This is a genomic window from Pseudorhizobium marinum (assembly GCF_000705355.1).
Lineage (GTDB): Bacteria > Pseudomonadota > Alphaproteobacteria > Rhizobiales > Rhizobiaceae > Neorhizobium > Neorhizobium pelagicum.
In genome coordinates, this window is record NZ_JMQK01000003.1 from 285,333 (window position 1) to 306,870 (window position 21,538).

The 21,538-nt window shown below is 63.7% G+C and carries 13 protein-coding genes; 6 read left to right on the forward strand and 7 right to left on the reverse strand.

Translation table 11 applies throughout. The features are described 5' to 3' along the window. The first annotated feature begins 113 nt into the window (after window positions 1–113). On the forward strand, window positions 114–4,883 hold the full coding sequence (locus tag EO99_RS0105325; RefSeq protein WP_029617608.1) for an NAD-glutamate dehydrogenase: 4,770 nt from the start codon (window positions 114–116) through the stop codon (window positions 4,881–4,883). 43 nt (window positions 4,884–4,926) lie between these two features. After that, entirely contained in the window at window positions 4,927–6,315 is a 1,389-nt protein-coding gene (locus EO99_RS0105330) for an MFS transporter (protein ID WP_051679709.1), read from the forward strand. A 4-nt stretch (window positions 6,316–6,319) separates the two neighbouring features. On the opposite strand, the gene purH is transcribed toward EO99_RS0105330, so the two are convergent. The 4 genes from purH to htpX form a co-directional block, all read right to left on the reverse strand. Further along, window positions 6,320–7,936 (reverse strand): bifunctional phosphoribosylaminoimidazolecarboxamide formyltransferase/IMP cyclohydrolase, encoded by a 1,617-nt coding sequence (purH, locus tag EO99_RS0105335; protein WP_029617610.1) that lies wholly within the window; start codon window positions 7,934–7,936, stop codon window positions 6,320–6,322. A gap of 82 nt (window positions 7,937–8,018) precedes the next feature. After that, window positions 8,019–9,701 carry a heparinase II/III family protein gene (locus EO99_RS0105340; RefSeq protein WP_029617611.1) on the reverse strand — a complete coding sequence of 561 codons (1,683 nt, stop codon included), beginning with the start codon at window positions 9,699–9,701 and terminating at the stop codon, window positions 8,019–8,021. A gap of 101 nt (window positions 9,702–9,802) precedes the next feature. Then, on the reverse strand, window positions 9,803–11,209 hold the full coding sequence (locus EO99_RS0105345) for an RsmB/NOP family class I SAM-dependent RNA methyltransferase (RefSeq protein ID WP_156034631.1): 1,407 nt from the start codon (window positions 11,207–11,209) through the stop codon (window positions 9,803–9,805). Then, a complete protein-coding gene (htpX, locus tag EO99_RS0105350) occupies window positions 11,200–12,162 on the reverse strand; it encodes a zinc metalloprotease HtpX (RefSeq protein WP_029617613.1) in 963 nt (320 codons plus the stop codon). The genes EO99_RS0105345 and htpX overlap by 10 nt, the downstream gene beginning before the upstream one ends. 96 nt (window positions 12,163–12,258) lie before the next feature. Here htpX and EO99_RS0105355 point away from each other — a divergent pair, with 96 nt between their 5' ends. Together EO99_RS0105355 and EO99_RS0105360 are read left to right on the forward strand one after the other, a co-directional pair. Continuing rightward, window positions 12,259–12,477, forward strand: coding sequence for a DUF1674 domain-containing protein (locus tag EO99_RS0105355; protein WP_029617614.1), 219 nt, complete (start codon window positions 12,259–12,261; stop codon window positions 12,475–12,477). A gap of 50 nt (window positions 12,478–12,527) precedes the next feature. Next, on the forward strand, window positions 12,528–12,977 hold the full coding sequence (locus EO99_RS0105360; RefSeq protein ID WP_029617615.1) for a thermonuclease family protein: 450 nt from the start codon (window positions 12,528–12,530) through the stop codon (window positions 12,975–12,977). A 107-nt stretch (window positions 12,978–13,084) separates the two neighbouring features. Here EO99_RS0105360 and acs read toward each other — a convergent pair whose 3' ends face one another. Then, on the reverse strand, window positions 13,085–15,037 hold the full coding sequence (gene acs / locus EO99_RS0105365; protein WP_029617616.1) for an acetate--CoA ligase: 1,953 nt from the start codon (window positions 15,035–15,037) through the stop codon (window positions 13,085–13,087). Between the two features lie 220 nt (window positions 15,038–15,257). Here acs and EO99_RS0105370 point away from each other — a divergent pair, with 220 nt between their 5' ends. Further along, window positions 15,258–15,968, forward strand: coding sequence for a DUF1013 domain-containing protein (locus EO99_RS0105370; RefSeq protein ID WP_029617617.1), 711 nt, complete (start codon window positions 15,258–15,260; stop codon window positions 15,966–15,968). Between the two features lie 54 nt (window positions 15,969–16,022). Here EO99_RS0105370 and EO99_RS0105375 read toward each other — a convergent pair whose 3' ends face one another. Then, the gene (locus EO99_RS0105375; protein ID WP_029617618.1) at window positions 16,023–17,960 is read right to left on the reverse strand and encodes an AMP-binding protein; all 1,938 of its coding nucleotides are present in this window, start codon (window positions 17,958–17,960) and stop codon (window positions 16,023–16,025) included. Between the two features lie 90 nt (window positions 17,961–18,050). After that, window positions 18,051–18,710 (reverse strand): YggS family pyridoxal phosphate-dependent enzyme, encoded by a 660-nt coding sequence (locus EO99_RS0105380; protein ID WP_029617619.1) that lies wholly within the window; start codon window positions 18,708–18,710, stop codon window positions 18,051–18,053. Between the two features lie 178 nt (window positions 18,711–18,888). On the opposite strand from EO99_RS0105380, the gene leuS reads away from it, so the two are divergent. After that, a complete protein-coding gene (gene leuS, locus EO99_RS0105385) occupies window positions 18,889–21,519 on the forward strand; it encodes a leucine--tRNA ligase (RefSeq protein WP_029617620.1) in 2,631 nt (876 codons plus the stop codon). Window positions 21,520–21,538 lie beyond the last annotated feature (19 nt).

The following is a 21,538-nucleotide window of genomic DNA, read 5'->3' on the forward strand; positions in this document are numbered from 1 at the left end:
CGGTGTCGAAGCAGAGCCATCCGGATCCAAGGATCTTGCATAGGATTGCAGGTGGCAGCTGTTGACGGATCGCTGTTTGCAACAGCATGTTGGATCATCACGGAGAGAATGACATGGGCAGGCAAAACCCGAAACGGGAAAAGCAGATCGAAGCCGCGCGGAAGATCGCTGCGGAAGGGTCGCGGCCCTTTCTCGACCCATTCATCCTGTTTGGGCGGGCAAGCGGTGACGATATCGAGCGCTATACGCCCGATATGTTGGCAGCCTCGGCAACCCATGCGACGGATTGCCTGACGAACTGGACCAGGGTCCGACCGTCCATCACGCTTCAGGCCGTCGAAGGCGTCGAACCGGATGGCAAGGCCGCCTGGATCCTGACGGTGATCGACCGGAACATGCCATTCCTCTTCGATTCCGTGATGGGCGAGGTCACGGCCAGCCACCGCGACCTGTATCTGGCTGTCCATCCGATCCTGCTCCTGGAGCCGGGAGCCGAGCCGGTTCTGCGTTCCGGCGACAACCCCGGCAATCCTGCACACCACGTCAGTCTGATCCAGATCCACCTGCCCCCCCTTTCGGATGCGGACGCAGAGACGCTGATCGGCCGGATCCGCTACGTCCTGGAGCAGGTTCATCTGGCGATCACCGACTGGACACCGATGCTGGATCTCCTGCAGGGTGCCGCAGAACAGCTCCGTTCCTATTCCGCGAGCCGAAAGAAGGCCGATCGGGACGAGGCGCTTGCCTTCGTCGACTGGCTGCGCGACGACAATTTTACTTTCCTCGGGATGCGCGAATACGTCTATTCCGGCAAGGGTGCGACGGCGACGGTGGAGCGTAGCAAGGGGCGCGGTCTCGGCATCCTCTCCGATCCCGACGTTCGGGTTCTGCGGCTGGGCAAGGATTCCGTCACCACCACGCCCGAGATCCTGGAATTCCTGGAGGGGCCGGACTTCCTCATCGTCACCAAGGCCAACGTCAAGTCCGTGGTCCACCGTCGCGCCTACATGGACTATGTCGGCATCAAGCGGTTCGGACCTGATGGCGAGGTGACCGGCGAGCTGCGCATCGTCGGGTTGTTCACGGCAACCGCCTACACCCACTCCGTGCGCGACATCCCTTTATTGCAAGCCAAGGCGCAGCGTGTCGAGGAGCACTTCGACTTCGACCCGAACAGCCATTCCGGTCGAATGCTCGACAACGCGCTGGAATCCTATCCCCGGGATGATCTCTTCCAGATCGACGTGCCGACACTGGTGCGTTTCTGCGAGCAGATCATGGAGTTGAGCGAGCGGCCGCGGGTCAGGGTCCTGCCCCGCATCGATCACTTCGACCGTTTCGTTTCGGTCATCGTCTATGTCCCGCGCGAAGACTACAACTCGCTGGTGCGCGAGAAGGTGAGCGACCATCTCGCCCGCGTCTATGACGGGCATGTCTCGGCCTATTATCCGGCTTTCCCGGAAGGCGGCGTGGCGCGCGTCCACATCATCATCGGTCGCCGTGGTGGTCGCACGCCGCGGGTTCCCCAGGCAAAACTCGAGGAGGCGATCCGGCTGATCTCCACGCCCTGGGAGCAGCGGTTCGCGGCGCTGAGCGAAGAGGGAATGCGTCTCTCGGTCAACCAGGCCTTCCAGGAAGCCTTCACGCCGGAAGAGGCGCGTGCGGATCTTGGCCATTTCGCAGCCTGCGCCGCGGGCGACTCGATCCGGATCGCCTTCTACACCCGCGCGGGCGACGACCAGACGACGCTGCGGCTGAAGATCTTCCACCAGCCCGAACATCTGTCCCTGTCGCGCCGCGTGCCGCTTCTGGAGAATCTCGGCTTCCGCGTCGTCAGCGAGCAGACATTCGACATCGACGTCCGTGCCGACGACCACCTGAACCCCGTGGTCCTGCACGACATGGAACTTCAGCTGCGCAACCAGCCCTCCTTCGCTCTCGAACGGGACGCCCGGCGACTTGAGGAGGCATTCTTGGCGGCCTTCGGAGGACGGGCGGACAACGACTCCTTCAACCGTCTCGTCCTGCTTTCGGAACTGACGACACGGGAAGCAACGGTGCTGCGGGCCTATGCCCGCTATCTGCGGCAGGCCGGCATTGTCTATTCGCAGGCCCTGATCGCCGACACGCTCGCCAAATATCCTGCGATCACCGCCGGGATCTTCCGGCTGTTCTACGACAGCTTCGATCCATCCCTCGCCGAGAAGCCGCGGGCCAGGAAGCTGGCAAGCCATCATACGGCACTTGAAGAAGCCCTGGCCGGGGTTCCGAGCCTGGATGACGACAGGATTTTCCGCCGCTATATCAACGCCATCGATGCCACGGTACGGACCAATTACTTCCAGAGAGCCGAAGACGGTCAGCCCCGGGCGACGCTCGCCTTCAAGTTCGACCCGAAGCTGCTCGATGGCCTGCCGCAGCCGCGGCCCTTCCGCGAGATTTTCGTTTACGGGACCGAGGTGGAAGGTGTCCACCTGCGCTTTGGAAAGGTTGCCCGCGGCGGCCTGAGGTGGTCCGATCGGGGAGAGGACTACCGCACCGAGGTGCTGGGCCTGGTGAAGGCACAGCAGGTCAAGAACGCGGTGATCGTGCCGGTCGGCGCAAAAGGCGGCTTCGTTCCCAAGGCTCTGCCCCAGGGCGGCTCACGCGACCAGATCTTCACCGCGGGTCGAGAGGCCTACAAGACCTTCATCCGCACGCTTCTCTCCGTCACCGACAACATCGTCGGTGACGACGTGGTGGGACCGGAACAGACACTGCGCGTCGATGGCGACGATCCCTATTTCGTCGTGGCCGCCGACAAGGGCACGGCAACCTTCTCCGACACGGCCAATGGACTGGCCCAGGAAGCCGGCTTCTGGTTGGACGATGCATTCGCATCGGGCGGTTCGGCGGGCTACGACCACAAGAAGATGGGCATCACCGCCCGCGGTGCATGGGAGGCCGTCACCCGCCACTTCCGCGAGATGGACATCAACATCCAGACGACACCGTTCACGGTGGCCGGGATCGGCGACATGTCCGGCGACGTCTTCGGCAACGGCATGCTCCTGTCGCCGCACATCCGCCTGATCGCCGCCTTCGACCATCGCGACATCTTCATCGACCCCGATCCGGATATAAAACGCTCCTTTGCGGAGCGTCAGCGGATGTTCGAGCTGCCGCGTTCGAGCTGGCAGGACTATGATCGCTCCAGCCTCTCCGAAGGCGCGATGATCATTTCGCGCACGGAAAAATCGGTCAAGCTGACGCCGCAGGCCATGGTGGCGATCGGCATCGGCAAGGCTGTCGCGACGCCCTACGAAATCATGACCGCGATCCTGAAGAGCGAGGTGGATCTTCTTTGGTTCGGGGGCATCGGCACCTATATCAAGGCTGCCTTCGAGACGGATGCCGAGGTGGGCGACCGGGCAAATGATCCGATCCGTGTCGTTGCCACGGAAGTTCGGGCCAGGGTGATTGGCGAAGGCGCCAACCTGGGTGTCACCCAGAATGGCCGCATCGCCTACGCACTGTCGGGAGGGCGGATAAATTCCGACGCGATCGACAATTCAGCCGGCGTTAACTCCTCGGACGTCGAGGTCAACATCAAGATCGCCTTCAGCTCCGCCATGCGCAGCGGCCGCCTCACCCGCGAGAAACGCAACCAGATCCTGTCGGCGATGACGAGCGAAGTTGCCGATCTGGTGCTACGCAACAACTACCTGCAGACGCTGGCCATATCGCTGGCGGAATGCAAGGGAACCGGCAATCGGGAAGAGCTGTCACGCCTGATGTCCGTTCTGGAAACTCAGGGCCATCTCAACCGCGCGGTTGAAAGCCTGCCGAACGACATGGAACTGGCGGAGCGCTATCAGGCCGGCAAGCCGCTGACCCGTCCGGAGATCGGCGTGCTGCTCTCCTACGCCAAGATTACCCTGTTCGACGATCTGCTGGACAGCACCCTGCCGGATGAGCCCTATTTCGCGGACGTGCTGAAGGGCTATTTCCCTGCCAAGATGCAGAAGACCTTTGCCGCCGATATCGAAGGCCACCGGCTGCATCGCGAGATCATCTCGTCGGTGCTGGCCAACGAGGTGATCAACCGCGGCGGACCCGGGTTCGTGCAGGCCATGATCGACGCCACCGGCGCCTCGCCGGCCGAGGTCGTCAAGGCAGCCTACCTCGCCCGCGACGGCTTCGAGCTTCCGCGCCTCTGGGCCGCGACGGACGCCCTGGATGGCAAGATCTCCGGACGCATCCAGAATGACGTCTATGCCAGGATCACCGGGATCTTTGTCGACGCGACCCATCTGATCCTGCGGACGCGATCCGGCACCGGCGCGATCCAGACCCTGATCGGCGCGCTGCGGACCGGAGCAAAGGAGCTCCGCGCCACCATCGGCGCGCTTGGACTGGCCCCCGAGATCCGTCAGCAGGCCGCAGAATTGCAGGCGGAAGGGATACCGCCCGCTCTGGCCGAGGATGTCAGCCGCCTGCCGACCCTCGTCCTCGTCCCCGAGATGCTGCTCATCGGCAGCCGCACCAACAGGGACCTCGGCAATGTCGCCCAGACCTACTTTGCCGCAACCGACACCTTCCGGATCGATCGGCTGCTTGCCCTGGGAGAGGGCATCAGCCCGACCGATCACTACGAAAGCGTTGCGCTGGGCCGCAGCCTCGACCAGATCTCGTCGGCGCGCCGCGATATCGTGGTGTCCGCACTGACGTCGCATCCGACCGACAAGAAGCCTCTGGAAGCCTGGTACGCCAGCCGGCGTCAGCAGGTGAACCGGCTGGTCAGCGAATTGCTGGTTCTGAGCGAAACGACGGATTTCAACCTGTCGAAGCTTGCCGTCGCGGCCGGATTGGTGAGCGATCTGGCGGAGTCGCGATCGTCATGAGGAAGGCCGCGCCGCCAATCGATGCGAGGCTGCCCAAGTGGTAGTGTCGGTCGCCCCGGACATCCCGCCGCCAAGAAGCATCTCCCGGCGTGGGATCTGGGGATGGATGACCTTCGACTGGGCGGCGCAGCCCTTCTTCACCGTGGTCGTCACCTTCGTCTTCGGTCCCTATTTCGTGGCCCGCCTGACGCAGGATCCCGTCTCGGCGCAGGCGGCATGGGCAAACATGGCGACGATATCCTCGCTGGTGATCGCGATCCTGTCGCCGGTGCTAGGCGCTGTTGCCGACCGATCCGGGCCCCGCAAGCCCTGGATCCTCTGCTTTGCGGCCGTCAAGATCGTCTGCCTGTCGCTTCTCTGGTTTGCGGCACCCGGCTCGCCCCTAATCTGGCCCCTGGTGCTGATGATTCTGGCCTCCATCGCCGCGGAATTCTCGATCGTCTTCAACGATTCCATGATGCCGCGGCTGGTTGGTCCGGACGACGTGGGCCGGGTATCGAACATCGCGTGGGGCCTGGGATATCTGGGCGGCATGATCGTGCTGATCCTGGTGGTGACCCTGCTTGCCGGCAGCCCGGACACCGGACTGACGCTGATCGGCATTGAACCGCTCTTCGGGCTCGATCCGGCGCTTGGCGAAGACGCCCGCATCACCGGTCCCATCGCCGCCGTCTGGTACCTCCTGTTCATCCTGCCGATGCTGCTGTTCACCCCGGACGCGAGGAAGGGCCAGCCCATGCGCCAGGCCGTGCGCAGCGGCCTTCGCGACCTGCGCGGCACCATCGGGGAACTGAGGGAAAAACCCGGGATCGCGAAGTTCCTGATCGCGCGCATGCTCTATCAGGACGGCGTCAACGGGCTCCTGATCCTCGGCGGGGCCTTCGCCGCCGGCATGTTCGGCTGGGCGACGATCGAGATCGGCGTCTACGGCATCCTGTTGAACGTCATCGCCATCTTCGGCTGCTTTATCGCCGGGCGGCTCGACCTGCGCCTCGGATCGAAGGTCGTGGTCGTGATCAGCCTCGTGCTGCTGCTGATCGCCACCGTGGGGATCGTCTCCACCGGTCCGGGCTTCGTCTTCTTCGGCCTCCTGCCTCTTGGGCTGGAGGACTCGGGGGGATTGTTCGGCACGGCGGCGGAAAAGGCCTATGTGGCGTTCGGCCTGCTGGTCGGCATCGCCTTCGGCCCCGTGCAGGCCTCGTCGCGCTCCTATCTGGCGCGCAGCGTCAGCCTTGGCGATGCCGGCCGCTATTTCGGCATCTATGCCCTGTCGGGGCGGGCCACCAGCTTCATGGCGACCCTGCTCTTCTCCCTGGTGACCTATGCCAGCGGCTCGGCGCGGCTCGGCATGGCAACGCTGATCCTTTTTCTGGCCGGAGGCCTGCTGCTTCTCTTGCGCACGCCCTACCCCGCCAACGGTCCGGATCGTTGATCCGCTAGTGCCGGAAATGCCGCATGCCGGTAAACACCATCGCCACGCCGTGCGCGTTGGCGGCATCGATGACTTCCTGGTCGCGCATCGATCCGCCCGGCTGGATGACGGCGGTCGCACCGGCGGCAATCGCCGAGAGCAGACCGTCCGCAAACGGGAAGAAGGCCTCCGACGCCACCGCCGATCCCTTCGTCATCGGCTCCGGCCAGCCCATCGCCTGCGCTGCCTCTTCCGCCTTGATGCCGGCAATGCGGGCCGAGTCGATGCGGCTCATCTGGCCCGCACCGATGCCGGCCGTCTGCCCGTCCTTGGCATAGACGATGGCGTTCGACTTGACGTGCTTGGCCACCCTGTAGGCGAACTTCATGTCTTCCAGTTCGCGATCATTCGGAGCACGCGTCGTCACGACGCGCAGGTCGATGTCCTCGATCATCCCGTTGTCACGGGTCTGGACCAGCAGGCCGCCCGAGACGGTCTTGGCCGTGATCCCGCGCGAGCGCGGATCCGGCAGCCCGCCGGTCTCCAGCAGGCGCAGGTTCGGCTTCCTGGCAATGATGGCCTTCGCCTCGTCGGAAACCTCGGGGGCGATGATCACTTCGGTGAAGAGCTTGACGATTTCCTCGGCCGTCTCGGCATCGAGAAGTTGGTTGAGGGCGATGATGCCGCCGAAGGCCGAGGTCGAGTCACAGGCAAGCGCCCGCAGGTAAGCATCCTTCAGTGACGGACCGGTGGCGACGCCGCAGGGATTGGCGTGCTTGATGATGGCGCAGGCTGGCCCCTGGCTTGGAGAAAACTCGGCAATCAGCTCGAAGGCGCCGTCCGTGTCGTTGATGTTGTTGTAGGAAAGTTGCTTGCCCTGCAGCAGCTTGGCGGTCGCGACGCCTGGCCGGTGCTCTCCGGTCACATAGAAGCCGGCGCTCTGATGCGGGTTCTCGCCATAGCGCATCTCCTCCTTCAGCACGCCGCCGATCGTCCGGTACCGCGGGATTTCGATGTCGAGCGCCTCGGCGAACCAGTTGGAAATGGCCGTGTCGTAGGCTGCGGTTCGGGCGTAGGCCTTGGCCGCCAGCTTCTGGCGGAAGGCATAGACTGTCTGGCCCTCGTTGGTGCGCAGCGCCTCGATCAGCGCCAGATAGTCCGAAGGATCGACGACGACCGTAACATAGGCATGGTTCTTGGCGGCCGCACGGATCATCGCCGGGCCGCCGATGTCGATGTTCTCGACCGTCGTCGGATAGTCGCCGCCCGCCGCCCGTACGTCCTCGAAGGGATAGAGGTTGATGACGGCAAGATCGATCCCCTCGATACCGTGCGCCTTCATTGCCGCGACATGCTCCGCATCGTCGCGGATGGCCAGGAGGCCACCGTGGACATTCGGGTGCAGGGTCTTCACCCGGCCATCCATGATTTCCGGAAAGCCGGTGACGGCGGACACGTCGGTGACCGGCAGCCCGGCGGCAGCGATGGCCTTGTGGGTGCCGCCGGTCGACAGAAGCCGAACGCCCTGTGCATCGAGCGCCTGGGCCAGCTCGACAATGCCGGCCTTGTCGGACACCGACAGCAGCGCAGTGCGGATCTTGATCTGATCCGGGGCGGGAATCTTCTTGGAAACGACGGCCATCGGGATGCTCCTCGGGATGATGCCGCCACGCGGCAAGGGCAGTTGGCGCCGCGTTAGCATAGCTTTCCTCTGGAAGAAACGCCTATTCCATACGCTTCAACATCCACCGGATCTCCGCAAGCTCGGGCGCAGAAAACGGGATGACGATCTGCTGGCTTTGCCGCAGACCGGAGGCATCGGCGAAGAAAATGTCCTGTTCGATCGCGATCGCCAGCCCCGGCGCCGAAAAATGCCACGCCTCGCCATCGGGAGCCACCATCAGCACGCTTTCCTGATCCTGCCGCGACAGCGAGATCGTCGGATGGATATGGAAGCGCGCTTCGGCAACAGCCCGACCGTCCGGGACCCGGCCGCCCTCGGGCGCAAAGAGGCGGTCATGGCCCTTGATCTTGCTGCCTGTGCTGCTGAGACCGATTTCCCGCTCGTGGAGGTAACCGAACTCCCGCAGATAGCCGTCGTGGACGGCCCGCAGCCAATCGGCGCCATGCTGGTCTTCGGAGCGCTCCACCTCGCCGGGATTGGCGCTGGCAAGGATCGAGGCACCGCAGAAATGCGAGCGGAGGAAACGGCTCGAGGAGGTCTCGTTCAGCGTCACCGTCGAATGCGCCGCCGTGGACCGGGCAAGCCGGTGATAGTCGCGCCCGGCAAACTTCGGTGCGCCGCAATTGACGATGAAGCGGTGCCGGGCCGACGACATCTCGAACGAGAGGCAGCCGGCATGGGCCCGGTGCGAAAGATCAGGTGAAAGCGGCTTGCCCGTATCGACGATGATCGTCACGCCGTTTGCCGCCAGCCGCTGATAGTTCCCATGGGGCAGCGACTTGAACGGCTTGCCGCCCGTCTCGTCGTAGCGCAGCACCGACATCAACTCGCTCGCAGGCGTCGACGTCGCGCCATTGAAGAGCGCCAGGTCTCCGTCCTGGTGCCGGAAGAACCGCAGCGCCGGATACATCCGGTCGATGGTCGGGATGAGTTTCGGCGGAACGTCATGCCCCAGGTTGATGTAGGTCTGGCGCAGCGGCAGCAGGTCGAGAAGCAGGTCGAGGACCGCACGCGGACTGCGCGATACATGGGCCCCGTCCGGCAGGATCTGACGCTCCAGCTCCCGGTCGAGCCGGCCGCCCTCGCGCCTGATGTAGGCGTTGCGGGTCGGCATGGAGACGGAGGCCATGGCAAGCGCGATGCGGATCCGCAGCCGTGTCTCGTCCATCGGCAATCCGCGCACGATCCGGCGCAGATAGCGCACCTGGAAGCTCAGGCTTTTCATGAAGCGGCGGTAGAAGCCCGCCTCGGCCCCCTGCAGCACCACCGTCGAATGCGACAGCCAGGCGATGACCCGCTCCGCAACCACATTCGGCTCCCAGGCGATACCTCTCGTCCTGCGCCCATGCAGCATGATCCAGCTGGCAACGATGGTGCGGGTGCGGGCACAGGCGACTTCGGTCCTCTGTGCCCGCATGTGCCGCAGCCAGGCAAAGGAATGCAGCCGCTCGGCGAAAGCCTTCGACGGAAGCTCGACCGCGAAAGGAGACGCACCTTCCGTATCCAGGGAAAAACCGGCGAGCGGAAAACGGCCTTCGGCGATCTCTTCCGCCACGAACGGATCGATGGCCCGCAGGTCCGTCGGTGCAACCAGCAGCCGATCCGGAACCTGTGCGGCAAATGGGGAAAGGACAAGCCGCAAGCGCGCCGTGCGTCGGTAGCAGCGACGGACGACCTCCCGCAAGCCGACAGACATCAGTCTTCGGCGATCCGCGAGCTGCATGATCAATTTGGAACACTCCGCAGGATCGAACCTCCGCTCTCGCGAGCCGGCTCCCCCTTTAGCCTCTTCGAATACAATCGGCTGCTATGGTAAAGAAAGACTTACCGCCGCCGCAGGACGCTGGCGAAGAAGCCGTCCATGCCGCCGGTGAAGCCATCAGTCGCAGGCAACATCGCAGGCGTGGTGCGAAACTCGCCGACCGGCGAGATTGCCTCCTCGAGGCCCGGCCATTGCGACGGATCGACGGGGACGCGTTCGAGAGATGGATCGTCCCTCAGCAGATTCGCCACCAGATCTTCCCCTTCGAGCGGATCGAGCGAGCAGTTCGAGAACACGATCAGGCCACCCGGCCTGACAAGCGTCACGGCATGGCGAAGCATCTTGGCCTGCAGGGCGGCAAGTTTGGCGATATCCTCCGGACCTTTGGTCCAGAGCACGTCCGGATGCCGCCGCGTGGTGCCGGTCGACGAGCATGGCGCGTCCAGGAGCACGCCGTCGAGAAGCTGTTCAGGCCGGAATTCGAAGAGGTCGCCCTGGACCAGCTCGGCATCGAGTGCAAGCCGCGCCAGGTTCTCCTTCAGACGAACCAGCCGGTTGGCCGATTGCTCGACGGCGATGACCGTGGCGCCGGCGGCCGCGAGCTGGGCCGTCTTGCCGCCGGGGGCAGCACAAAGGTCGGCGATGCGCCATCCCTTGATGTCGCCGAACAGTTTTGCCGGGATGCTGGCTGCCACGTCCTGCACCCACCATTCACCCTCCTGGTAACCGGGCAGCGACACGACCGATCCCTGAAAGACCGGCAGACGGATGCTGCCGGTCGGCAGGACACGGCCGGCGAACTTTTGCGCCCAGCCGTCGGGATCGGATTTGACGGTGATGTCGATGGCGGGCGGGATGAGCTGCGCCTCGGCAATCCGCTGCGCCTCGTTCTTGCCGTAGGCGGACGAAAGCCTGCTCATGAACCAATCCGGCACGGGTGACACGGTAGCGGTTCTATCCAGAACGTCCTGTCTTTCCCGCACCAGCCGCCGCAGCACCGCGTTGACCAGTTTGGCAAAACGCCTGTTGCGGGGGTCGCGATGCGCCTGTTCCACGGCGATATCCACCACCGCATGGGCCGGCACATCGAGATGCAGGATCTGCGCGGCGGCAACGATCAGGACGTGATGAAGAGCGCGGGCGCCTTCGGGCAGCGGGCTGTCGAGCATCGAACCGATCGCCGCCTCCAGCCGCGGCAGGTGCCGCAGGGCCGAGTTCAGTATGGCACGTGCCAGTGCCCGGTCGGCATCGCTCAGCTGCTTGTAGGCGGCATTGCCATGGACCAGGTCGAGCATGCCGTCGAGCGGGATTTTCCGGTCCACAGCCGCCGCAAGGACCTTCGCGGCCGTGGCACGCACATCGAACCCCGCCTTGTCGGATGGTACCGGGGCTTCTTCCTGACGGTGCGCCGCTGCCGGCTGTCTGGACTGGAACGATCGCTTGCTTTTTTTCTCTTGGTTCAAGACCAGGGTCCCTTGCGCGGCTCTGAGGTGCCGCGGCCCGAGCCGGTTTCGGGGACGGTGCGCGCGGTGCGCGTCGGTCTAGCAGCACGCAGGCCGGGCGTCGAGCCACCGGCATCAAAGCCGCTCGCCATCTTGCGCAGCTCGGCAATCCGGTTGTCCGTGTTCGGGTGGGTCGAGAAAAGGTTGTCCATCCGCTCTCCCGACAGCGGATTGATGATGAACATATGGGCCGTCGCCGGATTGCGTTCGGCATCGTTGTTGTGGATCACCTGGGCGGCGCCGGCGATCTTGCCGAGCGCGGACGCGAGCCACAGCGGGTTGCCGCAGATCTCCGCGCCGCGCCTGTCGGCCGAATATTCGCGGGTCCGGCTGATCGCCATCTGCACCAGCATGGCAGCGAGCGGTGCCACGATCATGGCGACGATGACGCCGATGAAACCGAGCGGATTGTTGTTGTCGCGGTTGCCGCCGAAGAAGAAGGCGAAGTTGCCGAGCATCGAGATGGCACCGGCAAGCGTCGCGGTCATCGTCATCGTCAGGGTGTCGCGGTTCTGGATGTGGGCAAGCTCATGGGCCATCACACCCGCCACTTCCTCCGGCGTCAGGCGCTGCAGCAGGCCGGTGGATGCGGCCACGGCGGCATTCTGCGGGTTGCGGCCTGTCGCAAAGGCGTTCGGCTGCGGGCTGTCATAGACATAGACCTTCGGCATCGGCAGTCCGGCATTGGCCGAAAGCGTGCGCATCATCTGGAAGAGTTCGGGCGCATTGCCTTCGTCCACCGGCTGTGCCCGATAGGCAGACAGCACCATCTTGTCCGAATTCCAGTAGGAGAAGAGGTTCATGCCGGCGGCGATGAGGAGGGCAATCATCATGCCGGCGCGGCCGCCAATCAACAGGCCGACGCCCATGAACAGGGCTGTCATGAAGGCCAGAAGCATCGCGGTGCGCATCATGTTCATCGTCAGTCTCCAGAAGGCTTTATTGCCGGGGTCGAACCGTCTATGATGTGGTCTGTCCCGCTTTTCTTTTCAATATGACCCACGGCGGCGTGAATGATCCAGGAACCCGACAACGACAACAGCAGCACGACGGACAGCGAGCCGGCCGTGAAGAAGCCGCTTTCGCCCGCTGCAAAGCGTGCCCTTGAGGAAGCCGAACAGCGGCGCCAGCAGGAAGTTCAGGCCAGCCTGCCGACCGAACTCGGCGGCCGCGGCGGCGCCGAGCCGTCCCGCTTCGGCGACTGGGAGATCAACGGCCGGGCGATCGACTTCTAGAGGCTATTAGTCCTATTGACTTCTACTACAGGAAGGAATTTATTCCTTCCATGAAACGCCTGCTGCTGATTCTTCCTGTCCTACTGCCCCTCGCTGTCGCCGCGAACGCGGCACCGCGTGACGAGATCGCGGGACCTGTGGAGGCGGAAATCCTGCGGATCATCGATGGCGATACCCTGCTCGTCGAGGCAAGGCCCTGGCCGCAGCAGAAGGTTGAAGTCTACGTGCGCATCCGTGGTATCGATACGCCAGAGATCCGCTCCAAATGCCTGAGCATTCGCCAGGCGGGCGAGACGGCGCGGCGGGCTCTGGAGCAACTGGCGGCAACATCGTCGCGCATCCAGCTCAGCCGCATTTCCGGCGACAAATATTTCGGCCGGGTGGTTGCGGATGTCACGCTCGACGGCGGCGTGCAGGCGGCCGACTACATGCTGCTCGCCGGACTGGCGCAAAGCTATGACGGCGGGCGAAAGGCTCCGGTCGTCTGCAAACCGGAGTGAGATCTCCTCCAGCCTTGCATCACCGCAGTCGCGAGCAGATGGAAGAAATTCAGTCCCGGATTGGCTGTTGAAGGCCGCCCCCTCGAGCGAGGGCGGCCCTTGGTCGATCACACCGCCTTGTTCTGGCGGTTCTCGATCAGATCCTCGACAACGCCCGGATCGGCCAGCGTCGAGATATCCCCCAGTGCGCCGAAATCGTCTTCGGCAATCTTGCGGAGAATGCGCCGCATGATCTTGCCGGAGCGCGTCTTCGGCAGGCCCGGCGAGAACTGGATCTTGTCCGGCGTGGCGATCGGTCCGATCTCGCTGCGGACGTGCTTGATCAACTCCTGGCGCAGCGCGTCGTCACCCTCGCTCCCGGACATCAGCGTCACGTAGCAGTAGATGCCCTGCCCCTTGACGCTGTGCGGATAACCAACCACCGCCGCTTCCGAGACCTTGTCATGCGACACCAGAGCCGATTCCACCTCGGCTGTTCCGAGACGGTGACCGGAGACGTTCAGCACGTCGTCGACGCGGCCGGTGATCCAGTAATAGCCGTCCGCATCGCGGCGGCAGCCGTCACCGGTGAAATACTTGCCCTTGTAGGTCGAGAAGTAGGTCTGGATGAAGCGCTCGTGGTCGCCGTAGACCGTGCGCATCTGGCCGGGCCAGGAATCTGCGATGCAGAGATTGCCGTCTGCCGCGCCTTCCAGCACCTTGCCCTCACTGTCCACGAGCTCGGGCTTGACCCCGAAGAACGGCACCGTCGCCGAGCCGGGCTTCAGGGCGGTCGCACCCGGCAGCGGCGTGATCATGTGGCCGCCGGTTTCCGTCTGCCACCAGGTATCGATCACCGGGCAGCGGCTGTCGCCGACCACCTTGTAGTACCACTCCCAGGCCTCCGGGTTGATCGGCTCGCCGACGGTTCCAAGCAGCCGCAGGCTGGCCCGCGAGGACCGTTTCACGAACTCGTCGCCGGCACCCATCAGCGAGCGGATGGCGGTTGGCGCCGTGTAGAAGATGTTGACCTTGTGCTTGTCGATGACTTCCCAGAAGCGGCCCTGGTCGGGAAAGTTCGGCACGCCCTCGAACATCAGCGATGTGGCGCAGTTCGCCAGCGGACCATAGACGATGTAGGAATGCCCGGTCACCCAGCCGACGTCGGCCGTACACCAGTAGACGTCCCCGTCGTGGTAATCGAAGACGTATTCATGGGTCATCGCCGCGTAGACGAGATAGCCACCGGTCGTGTGCAGCACGCCCTTCGGTTTGCCCGTGGAGCCAGACGTATAGAGGATGAAAAGCGGATCCTCCGCCTTCATCTTCACCGGCTCGCAGTGCGGCTTCGCCTTGGCGACTTCCTCATGATACCAGAGGTCACGGCCCGGCGCCCAGTTGACCTTGCCACCGGTGCGGCGGATCACCAGCACGTTGTTGACGGTCGCGTACTGGCGCGCCGCAATGTGGATGGCCTTGTCGGTGTTTTCCTTCAGCGGCACCGGCTTGCCGCCGCGCACACCCTCGTCACAGGTGATGACGAAGCAGGACTGGCAGTCGACAATGCGCCCCGCCAGTGCCTCGGGCGAGAAGCCACCGAAGACCACCGAATGGACGGCGCCGATGCGGGCGCAGGCGAGCATCGCATAGGCCGCCTCCGGGATCATCGGCATGTAGATGGTAACGCGGTCGCCCTTCTTGACGCCGCGCTGTTTCAGGACGTTCGCGAGGCGACAGACCTGATCGTACAGCTGGTTGTAGGTGATCTTCTTGTCGATATACGGGTTGTCACCTTCCCAGATCAGGGCGGTGCGCTCGCCGTGCGTCTTCAGGTGGCGGTCGATGCAGTTGTAGGAGACATTGGTAAGCCCGTCCTCGAACCACTTGATCGACACCTTGCCCTTGAAGGAGGTATTCTTGACCTTGGTATAGGGCTTGAACCAGTCGATACGCTTGCCGTGCTTGCCCCAGAACTTGTCGGGGTCCTCGATGCTTTCCTCGTACCACTTCTCGTATTTGTCCTTGTCGATCAGCGCCATGCTCTTGGTGGCGCGCGACACAGGATAAACCTTCTCGGACATGGTCTCCTCCCCATTTCGTCACGACGAAACCGGACAAAAATTCCGGATCATGAATCATACATATCAGGTGGAACCGGACCAGCAATTAGACAAACGGTTCATGTTGCGCGATATTTGCAATTCCGCCGTTTTCCGGATATAGACGCGTCGAATTCCCGGAAATAGTGGTTGATACCCACGGCCCGCGACACCGGCGCGGACGGACAGAGGATCTATATCTATGGCTCAACAATTGCTTATGCCGAAGGCGACGGCGGTCTGGCTTGTCGACAACACGGCACTTTCCTTCGACCAGATTGCGCAGTTCTGCAAGCTGCACCCGCTGGAGGTGAAGGCAATCGCTGACGGCGAAGCAGCGCAGGGGATCAAGGGCCTTGATCCGATCGCCACCGGGCAGCTCTCGCGCGACGAGATCCAGCGCGGCGAAGGCGACATCAATCACCGGCTGAAGCTGTCCGAGCCGAAGGTTCGCGTTCCCGAATCAAAGCGCCGCGGCCCCCGCTATACACCGGTGTCGAAGCGCCAGGATCGCCCCAACGCCATTCTCTGGCTGGTGCGCAATCACCCGGAATTGAAGGACGCACAGATCTCGCGTCTCGTCGGCACGACCAAGTCGACGATCGAGCAGATCCGCGACCGCACCCACTGGAATGCCACGAACCTGACGCCGATGGATCCGGTGACCCTCGGCCTTTGCAGCCAGATCGACCTCGACCTGGAAGTCGAGCGCGCCTCCAAGGGCAAGCCGCTTCCCACCGCAGCCGAAGTCGGCGCGACGCTGCAATCCGCATCGGAAACGGAAAACCTCGACTTCAACTATCGCAATGATCGCGAAGAAGAGAAGGAAATCGATGCGGACGCTGTCTTCGCCAAGCTGAGCTCGCTCAAGTCGGCCCCACGCGACGAAGACGAGGACGACAATCGCTACTGATCTCCGGTAGCGATTGCACCACTTCGAAACCCCGGCCCTGCCGGGGTTTTTTCGTTATGCGTCCTGTCCGATCGCCGGCGCCGCCCGCGCATATCCCCGTTGCCGCAGGATCTCGGCGATCTCCTCGAGAATGCCCGGGTCGTCGATGGTCGCCGGCATGGTCCAGGGCATCCCGTCGGCAATCTTCTGCATGGTGCCGCGGAGGATCTTGCCGGATCGGGTCTTCGGCAGGCGCTGCACCACCATGGCGGTGCGGAAGGCGGCCACGGGACCGATCTCGCTGCGGACGAGATCGATTACTTCCCGTTCCACGAGGCCTTGATCGCGCGATACCCTGTTCTTCAGCACCAGGAAGCCGCAGGGCACCTGTCCCTTCAAGGCATCCGCGACACCCACGACGGCGCATTCGGCGACATCCGGATGCATGGCGCAGACCTCTTCCATCGCCCCCGTCGAAAGCCGGTGGCCGGCGCAGTTGATGATGTCGTCCGTTCGCGCCATCACGAAGACATAGCCATCGTCATCCATCAGCCCGGCATCGGCTGTCTTGTAGTAGCCCGGGAACTCCTCCAGGCACGCCTGGCGGAACCTGTCGTCGGCGTTCCAGAAGCTCACCAGGCAGCCGGGCGGAAGCGGAAGCTTCACCACGATATTGCCCAGCGTGCCGCGTGGCACCGGATGGCCGGCGTCATCCAGCACATCGATGGCATAGCCCGGCATGGGCAAGGTGGGAGAGCCGGCCTTGAAGGGCAGCAGGCCGAGGCCGGCCGGATTGCCGACCATCGGCCAGCCGGTCTCCGTCTGCCACCAGTGATCGATCACCGGAACCTTGAGCACGGTTTCCGCCCATTTCAGCGTCTCCGGATCGGCGCGCTCTCCGGCCAGAAACAGCGCACGCAGGCCGCTCACGTCATGGTGCCGGACGTACTCGCCGTCCGGATCGTCGCGTCGGATGGCACGGAAGGCCGTCGGTGCGGTGAACAGCACCTTGACGTCGTATTCCGACACGATCCGCCAGAAGGTGCCCGCATCCGGCGTTCCGACCGGCTTGCCCTCGAAGAGGACCGTCGTGCTGCCGGCCAGCAGCGGCGCGTAGACGATATAGGAATGACCGACCACCCAGCCGATGTCGGAGGCCGTCCAGAACACTTCGCCGAGCTTTACGCCGTAAAGGTTCTCCATGGTCCACTGGAGGGCCACCATATGCCCGCCGTTGTCGCGCACCACGCCCTTGGGCTGGCCCGTCGTGCCGGATGTATAGAGGATGTAGAGCGGATCGGTGGCGGCAACGGGCACGCAGTCGATGACCGTACCATTGACCTTCTCCACCTCGACCGCCTGCCGGAAGTCGATGTCGCCATGCTCGTAGCGCAGCGGCGCGTGCAGTTCGTCGCGCTGCAGGATGAGGCAGAAGTCCGGCTTCGCCGTCGCCATGTCGATCGCATGGTCGAGCAGCGGCTTGTAGGACACGATCCGGCCCGGCTCCAACCCGCAGCTGGCGCTGATCACCACCTTGGCGCCGCTATCGTCGATCCGCTTCGCAAGCTCGTGTGCGGCAAAGCCGCCGAACACCACCGAATGCACCGCCCCAAGCCGCGCACAGGCCAGCATCGAGAAGACCGCCTCCGGAACCATGGGCATGTAGAGGATCACCCGGTCGCCCTTGCCGACGCCGTGGTTGCGCAGCACGGCAGCGATCGCCTGCACCTCGGCAAGCACCGCGTCATAGGTGAAGCTGGTCTTCGTGCCATTCATCGCGCTGTCGTAGATCAGCGCCCTCTGGCCTCCCCGTCCGGCCTTGACGTGACGGTCGAGACAGTTGTGGCAGGTGTTCGTTTCACCGCCCACGAACCAGCGCCCATAGACGCCCTGATCCGGGTCGAACACCCGCTCGACCGGCTTGGACCAGTCCAGCGCTTCGGCTGCCCGCAGCCAGAAAGCCTCCGGGTCCGCCTGCCATTCGGCATAGACGTCGAAATAAGTGCTCTGCATCTGCTCCTCCCATGGTCCCAGCGCAGCCATGGGACACTTGTAGGATGAGCCAGAAGAGACTGGAAAGCCAGACTTAAGGGCTAGGGCCGCTTAGCGATTGCCAAACACGGCCGAGCCGACGCGCACGCTCGTCGCGCCGAACTCCACCGCCGTCTCGAAATCGCCCGACATGCCCATCGATAGTTTCTCCACGCCGCTCTCGCGGGCGAGCTTGGCCAGCAGAGCAAAATGCGGACCCGGATTTTCGTCTGCGGGCGGGATGCACATCAGGCCCTCCACCGACAGCCCCAGCTCATCGCGGCAAAGGCGCACGAAATCCGCGGTCTCGTCAGGGGCGATGCCGGCCTTCTGCGGCTCCATTCCCGTGTTGACCTGAACATAAAGCCGCGGAAACCGCCCCTGCCGCTTCATCTCGTCTGCCAGTGCGCGGGCAATCTTCTCCCGATCGACCGTCTCGATCACGTCGAACAGCGCAACAGCGTCCGCGGCCTTATTGGATTGCAGCGGCCCGATGAGGTGAAGCTCGATGCCCTCGAACTCTTGCCTCAGCGCCGGCCACTTCCCCTGGCTTTCCTGGACCCGGTTCTCGCCGAACACCCGCTCGCCGGCCTCGAGCACCGGCCGGATGGCATCGGCCTCGAAGGTCTTGGAGACGGCAACCAGGGTGACGGATCCTTCCGGACGTTTCCCGACGCGTTCGGCTGCCGCGATCCGGGCACGAACTTCCTTCAGCCTATCCTGGACGGTCATGCTCTTCCCTCACGCTTGATTGCAGACGACTTAGGCTGCGCGGCGCGGCATGCCAAGAGGCGTGCTGCCGCAACCCGGCCAACTTCCATCGCCAGTATCCCTGTAAAACTTGACGCTTGCAGGCTTTCGTGGTGAAGGTCTGGCCAATCTTTCTGAAGTTTTCCCGGATAATATTGATATGGCGAGTGAACGTTACAATCCGCGCGAGGCCGAGCCACGCTGGCAAGAGAAGTGGTCGGAAGCCAAGGTCTTCGAGGCCGACAATGCCGATCCGCGCGAGAAGTACTACGTTCTGGAGATGTTTCCCTATCCCTCGGGACGCATCCACATGGGCCACGTCCGCAACTACGCCATGGGCGACGTCGTGGCGCGCTACAAGCGGGCGAGGGGCTACAACGTCCTCCACCCGATGGGCTGGGACGCCTTCGGCATGCCGGCGGAAAACGCCGCACGCGACAACAAGGTTCACCCCAAGGAGTGGACCTACCAGAACATCGCCTCGATGAAGCTGCAGCTGAAGGCCATGGGCCTGTCGCTGGACTGGTCACGGGAATTCGCCACCTGTGACGTCGAATATTATCATCGTCAGCAGCACCTCTTCCTCGACATGATGGAAAAGGGCCTCGTCTACCGCAAGCAGTCCAAGGTCAACTGGGATCCGGTCGACCAGACGGTGCTGGCGAATGAGCAGGTGATCGACGGCCGCGGCTGGCGCTCCGGCGCGCTCGTCGAGCAGCGCGACCTGGTCCAGTGGTTCTTCAAGATCACCGACTTCAGCCAGGACCTGCTCGATTCGCTCGAGACCCTCGACCAGTGGCCGGAGAAGGTCCGGCTGATGCAGAAGAACTGGATCGGGCGCTCGGAAGGGATGACGATCCGCTGGGAAGTCGTGCCGGGGACGGCGCCGATCGGCCAGAACGAGATACCCGTCTACACCACCCGTCCCGATACGCTGTTCGGCGCATCCTTCCTCGCCATCGCCGCCGATCATCCGATGGCACGGGATGCCGCGAAAGCGAATCCGGCTATCGAAGCCTTCTGCGACGAGTGCCGCCACCATGGCACGTCGCTGGCAGCGCTCGAAACCGCCGAGAAGAAGGGGATCGACACCGGTATCCGCGTCCGGCATCCGCTCGACCCGTCGTGGGAACTGCCTGTCTACGTCGCCAACTTCGTCCTGATGGATTACGGCACGGGCGCCATCTTCGGCTGCCCCGCCGGCGACCAGCGCGACCTGGACTTCGCTCGCAAATATGGCCTGCCCGTTGTTGCCGTGGTCATGCCGGCCGACGGCGACCCGCAGAGCTTCACGATCGGCGACACCGCCTATGACGGCGACGGCGTCATGATCAACTCCCGGTTCCTGGATGGCAAGACCACGGAAGAGGCGTTCGGCATGGTCGTTGAACGCCTCTCGGGCACCATGCTCGGCAACATGCCGCAGGGCGAGCGCAAGGTGAATTTCCGCCTGCGCGACTGGGGTATCTCCCGCCAGCGCTACTGGGGTTGCCCGATTCCCGTCATCCATTGCGAGGTCTGCGGCGTTGTGCCCGTGCCGAAGAAGGACCTGCCGGTCAAGCTACCGGACGACGTGACCTTCGACCATCCCGGCAATCCGCTCGACCGGCACCCGACGTGGCGCCACGTGAACTGCCCGCAATGCGGCAGTGCGGCCCGGCGCGAAACTGACACGATGGATACCTTCGTCGATTCCAGCTGGTATTTCACGCGCTTCACTGCGCCCTGGGAGGACAATCCGACCGATCCGAAGGCTGCCAACCACTGGCTGCCGGTGGACCAGTACATCGGCGGCATCGAGCATGCCATTCTACACCTGCTCTATTCCCGCTTCTTCACCCGGGCGATGAACGAGACCGGCCATGTGGACGTCAAGGAGCCCTTCAAGGGCCTCTTCACCCAGGGCATGGTCGTCCATGAAACCTACCGCCGCGGCAGCGGCGCCAACGGCGAATGGGTCTCTCCCGCCGATATCCGCATCGAGGAAGTCGACGGCAAGCGACAGGCAGCCCTTCTCTCCACCGGCGAAGAAATCACCATCGGCTCGATCGAGAAGATGTCGAAGTCGAAGAAGAACGTCGTCGATCCGGACGATATCATTGCCTCCTATGGCGCCGACACCGCACGCTTCTTCGTGCTGTCGGATTCGCCGCCGGATCGCGACGTGATCTGGTCGGAGGCCGGTGTCGAGGGTGCTCACCGCTTCACGCAGCGCCTCTGGCGCCTGATTTCTGAGGCCGCCCCCAATCTCATCGACGTCGCGCCAAAGCCTGCCACGGACGGTGAGGCGCTGGCCATCTCACAGGTCGCCCACAAGACCCTGAAGGCGGTACAGGACGACTACGACCGGCTCTCCTTCAACAAGGCCGTGGCGCGCATCTACGAATTCGTCAATGCTTTGGCTGCGCCGCTGACACGGGTTGCCTCCGGTGATGCCGATCCGGCCTTCCGGGCGGCCGTACGCGACGCAGCCGAGATCCTCGTACGGATCGTCGCGCCGATGACGCCACATCTTGCGGAAGAATGCTGGTCGGTCCTCGGCAATTCCGGCATGCTGTCGCAGGCGCCCTGGCCGGCCTACGAGGAATCGCTCGTCCTCGAGAACGAGATGATGCTTCCCGTCCAGATCAACGGCAAGAAGCGTGCGGAATTGACAATCGCCCGCGACGCATCGAAGAATGACATCGAGGCTGCGGTTCTTGCGCTGGACGCCGTGCGTGCCGCTCTTGATGGGCAGGTACCGAAAAAGATCATCGTCGTCCCACAGAGGATCGTGAACATTGTCGTGTGATGCTCGCTCTTATCGCCCC

Bases quoted from the DNA above. Each gene is read 5' to 3' on its own strand.
- EO99_RS0105325 (WP_029617608.1), top strand. From the start codon at position 114: ATGGGCAGGCAAAACCCGAAACGGGAAAAGCAGATCGAAGCCGCGCGG.
- purH (WP_029617610.1), bottom strand. From the start codon at position 7,936: ATGGCCGTCGTTTCCAAGAAGATTCCCGCCCCGGATCAGATCAAGATC.
- EO99_RS0105340 (WP_029617611.1), bottom strand. From the start codon at position 9,701: ATGCAGCTCGCGGATCGCCGAAGACTGATGTCTGTCGGCTTGCGGGAG.
- htpX (WP_029617613.1), bottom strand. From the start codon at position 12,162: ATGAACATGATGCGCACCGCGATGCTTCTGGCCTTCATGACAGCCCTG.
- EO99_RS0105360 (WP_029617615.1), top strand. From the start codon at position 12,528: ATGAAACGCCTGCTGCTGATTCTTCCTGTCCTACTGCCCCTCGCTGTC.
- acs (WP_029617616.1), bottom strand. From the start codon at position 15,037: ATGTCCGAGAAGGTTTATCCTGTGTCGCGCGCCACCAAGAGCATGGCG.
- EO99_RS0105370 (WP_029617617.1), top strand. From the start codon at position 15,258: ATGGCTCAACAATTGCTTATGCCGAAGGCGACGGCGGTCTGGCTTGTC.
- EO99_RS0105375 (WP_029617618.1), bottom strand. From the start codon at position 17,960: ATGCAGAGCACTTATTTCGACGTCTATGCCGAATGGCAGGCGGACCCG.
- EO99_RS0105380 (WP_029617619.1), bottom strand. From the start codon at position 18,710: ATGACCGTCCAGGATAGGCTGAAGGAAGTTCGTGCCCGGATCGCGGCA.
- leuS (WP_029617620.1), top strand. From the start codon at position 18,889: ATGGCGAGTGAACGTTACAATCCGCGCGAGGCCGAGCCACGCTGGCAA.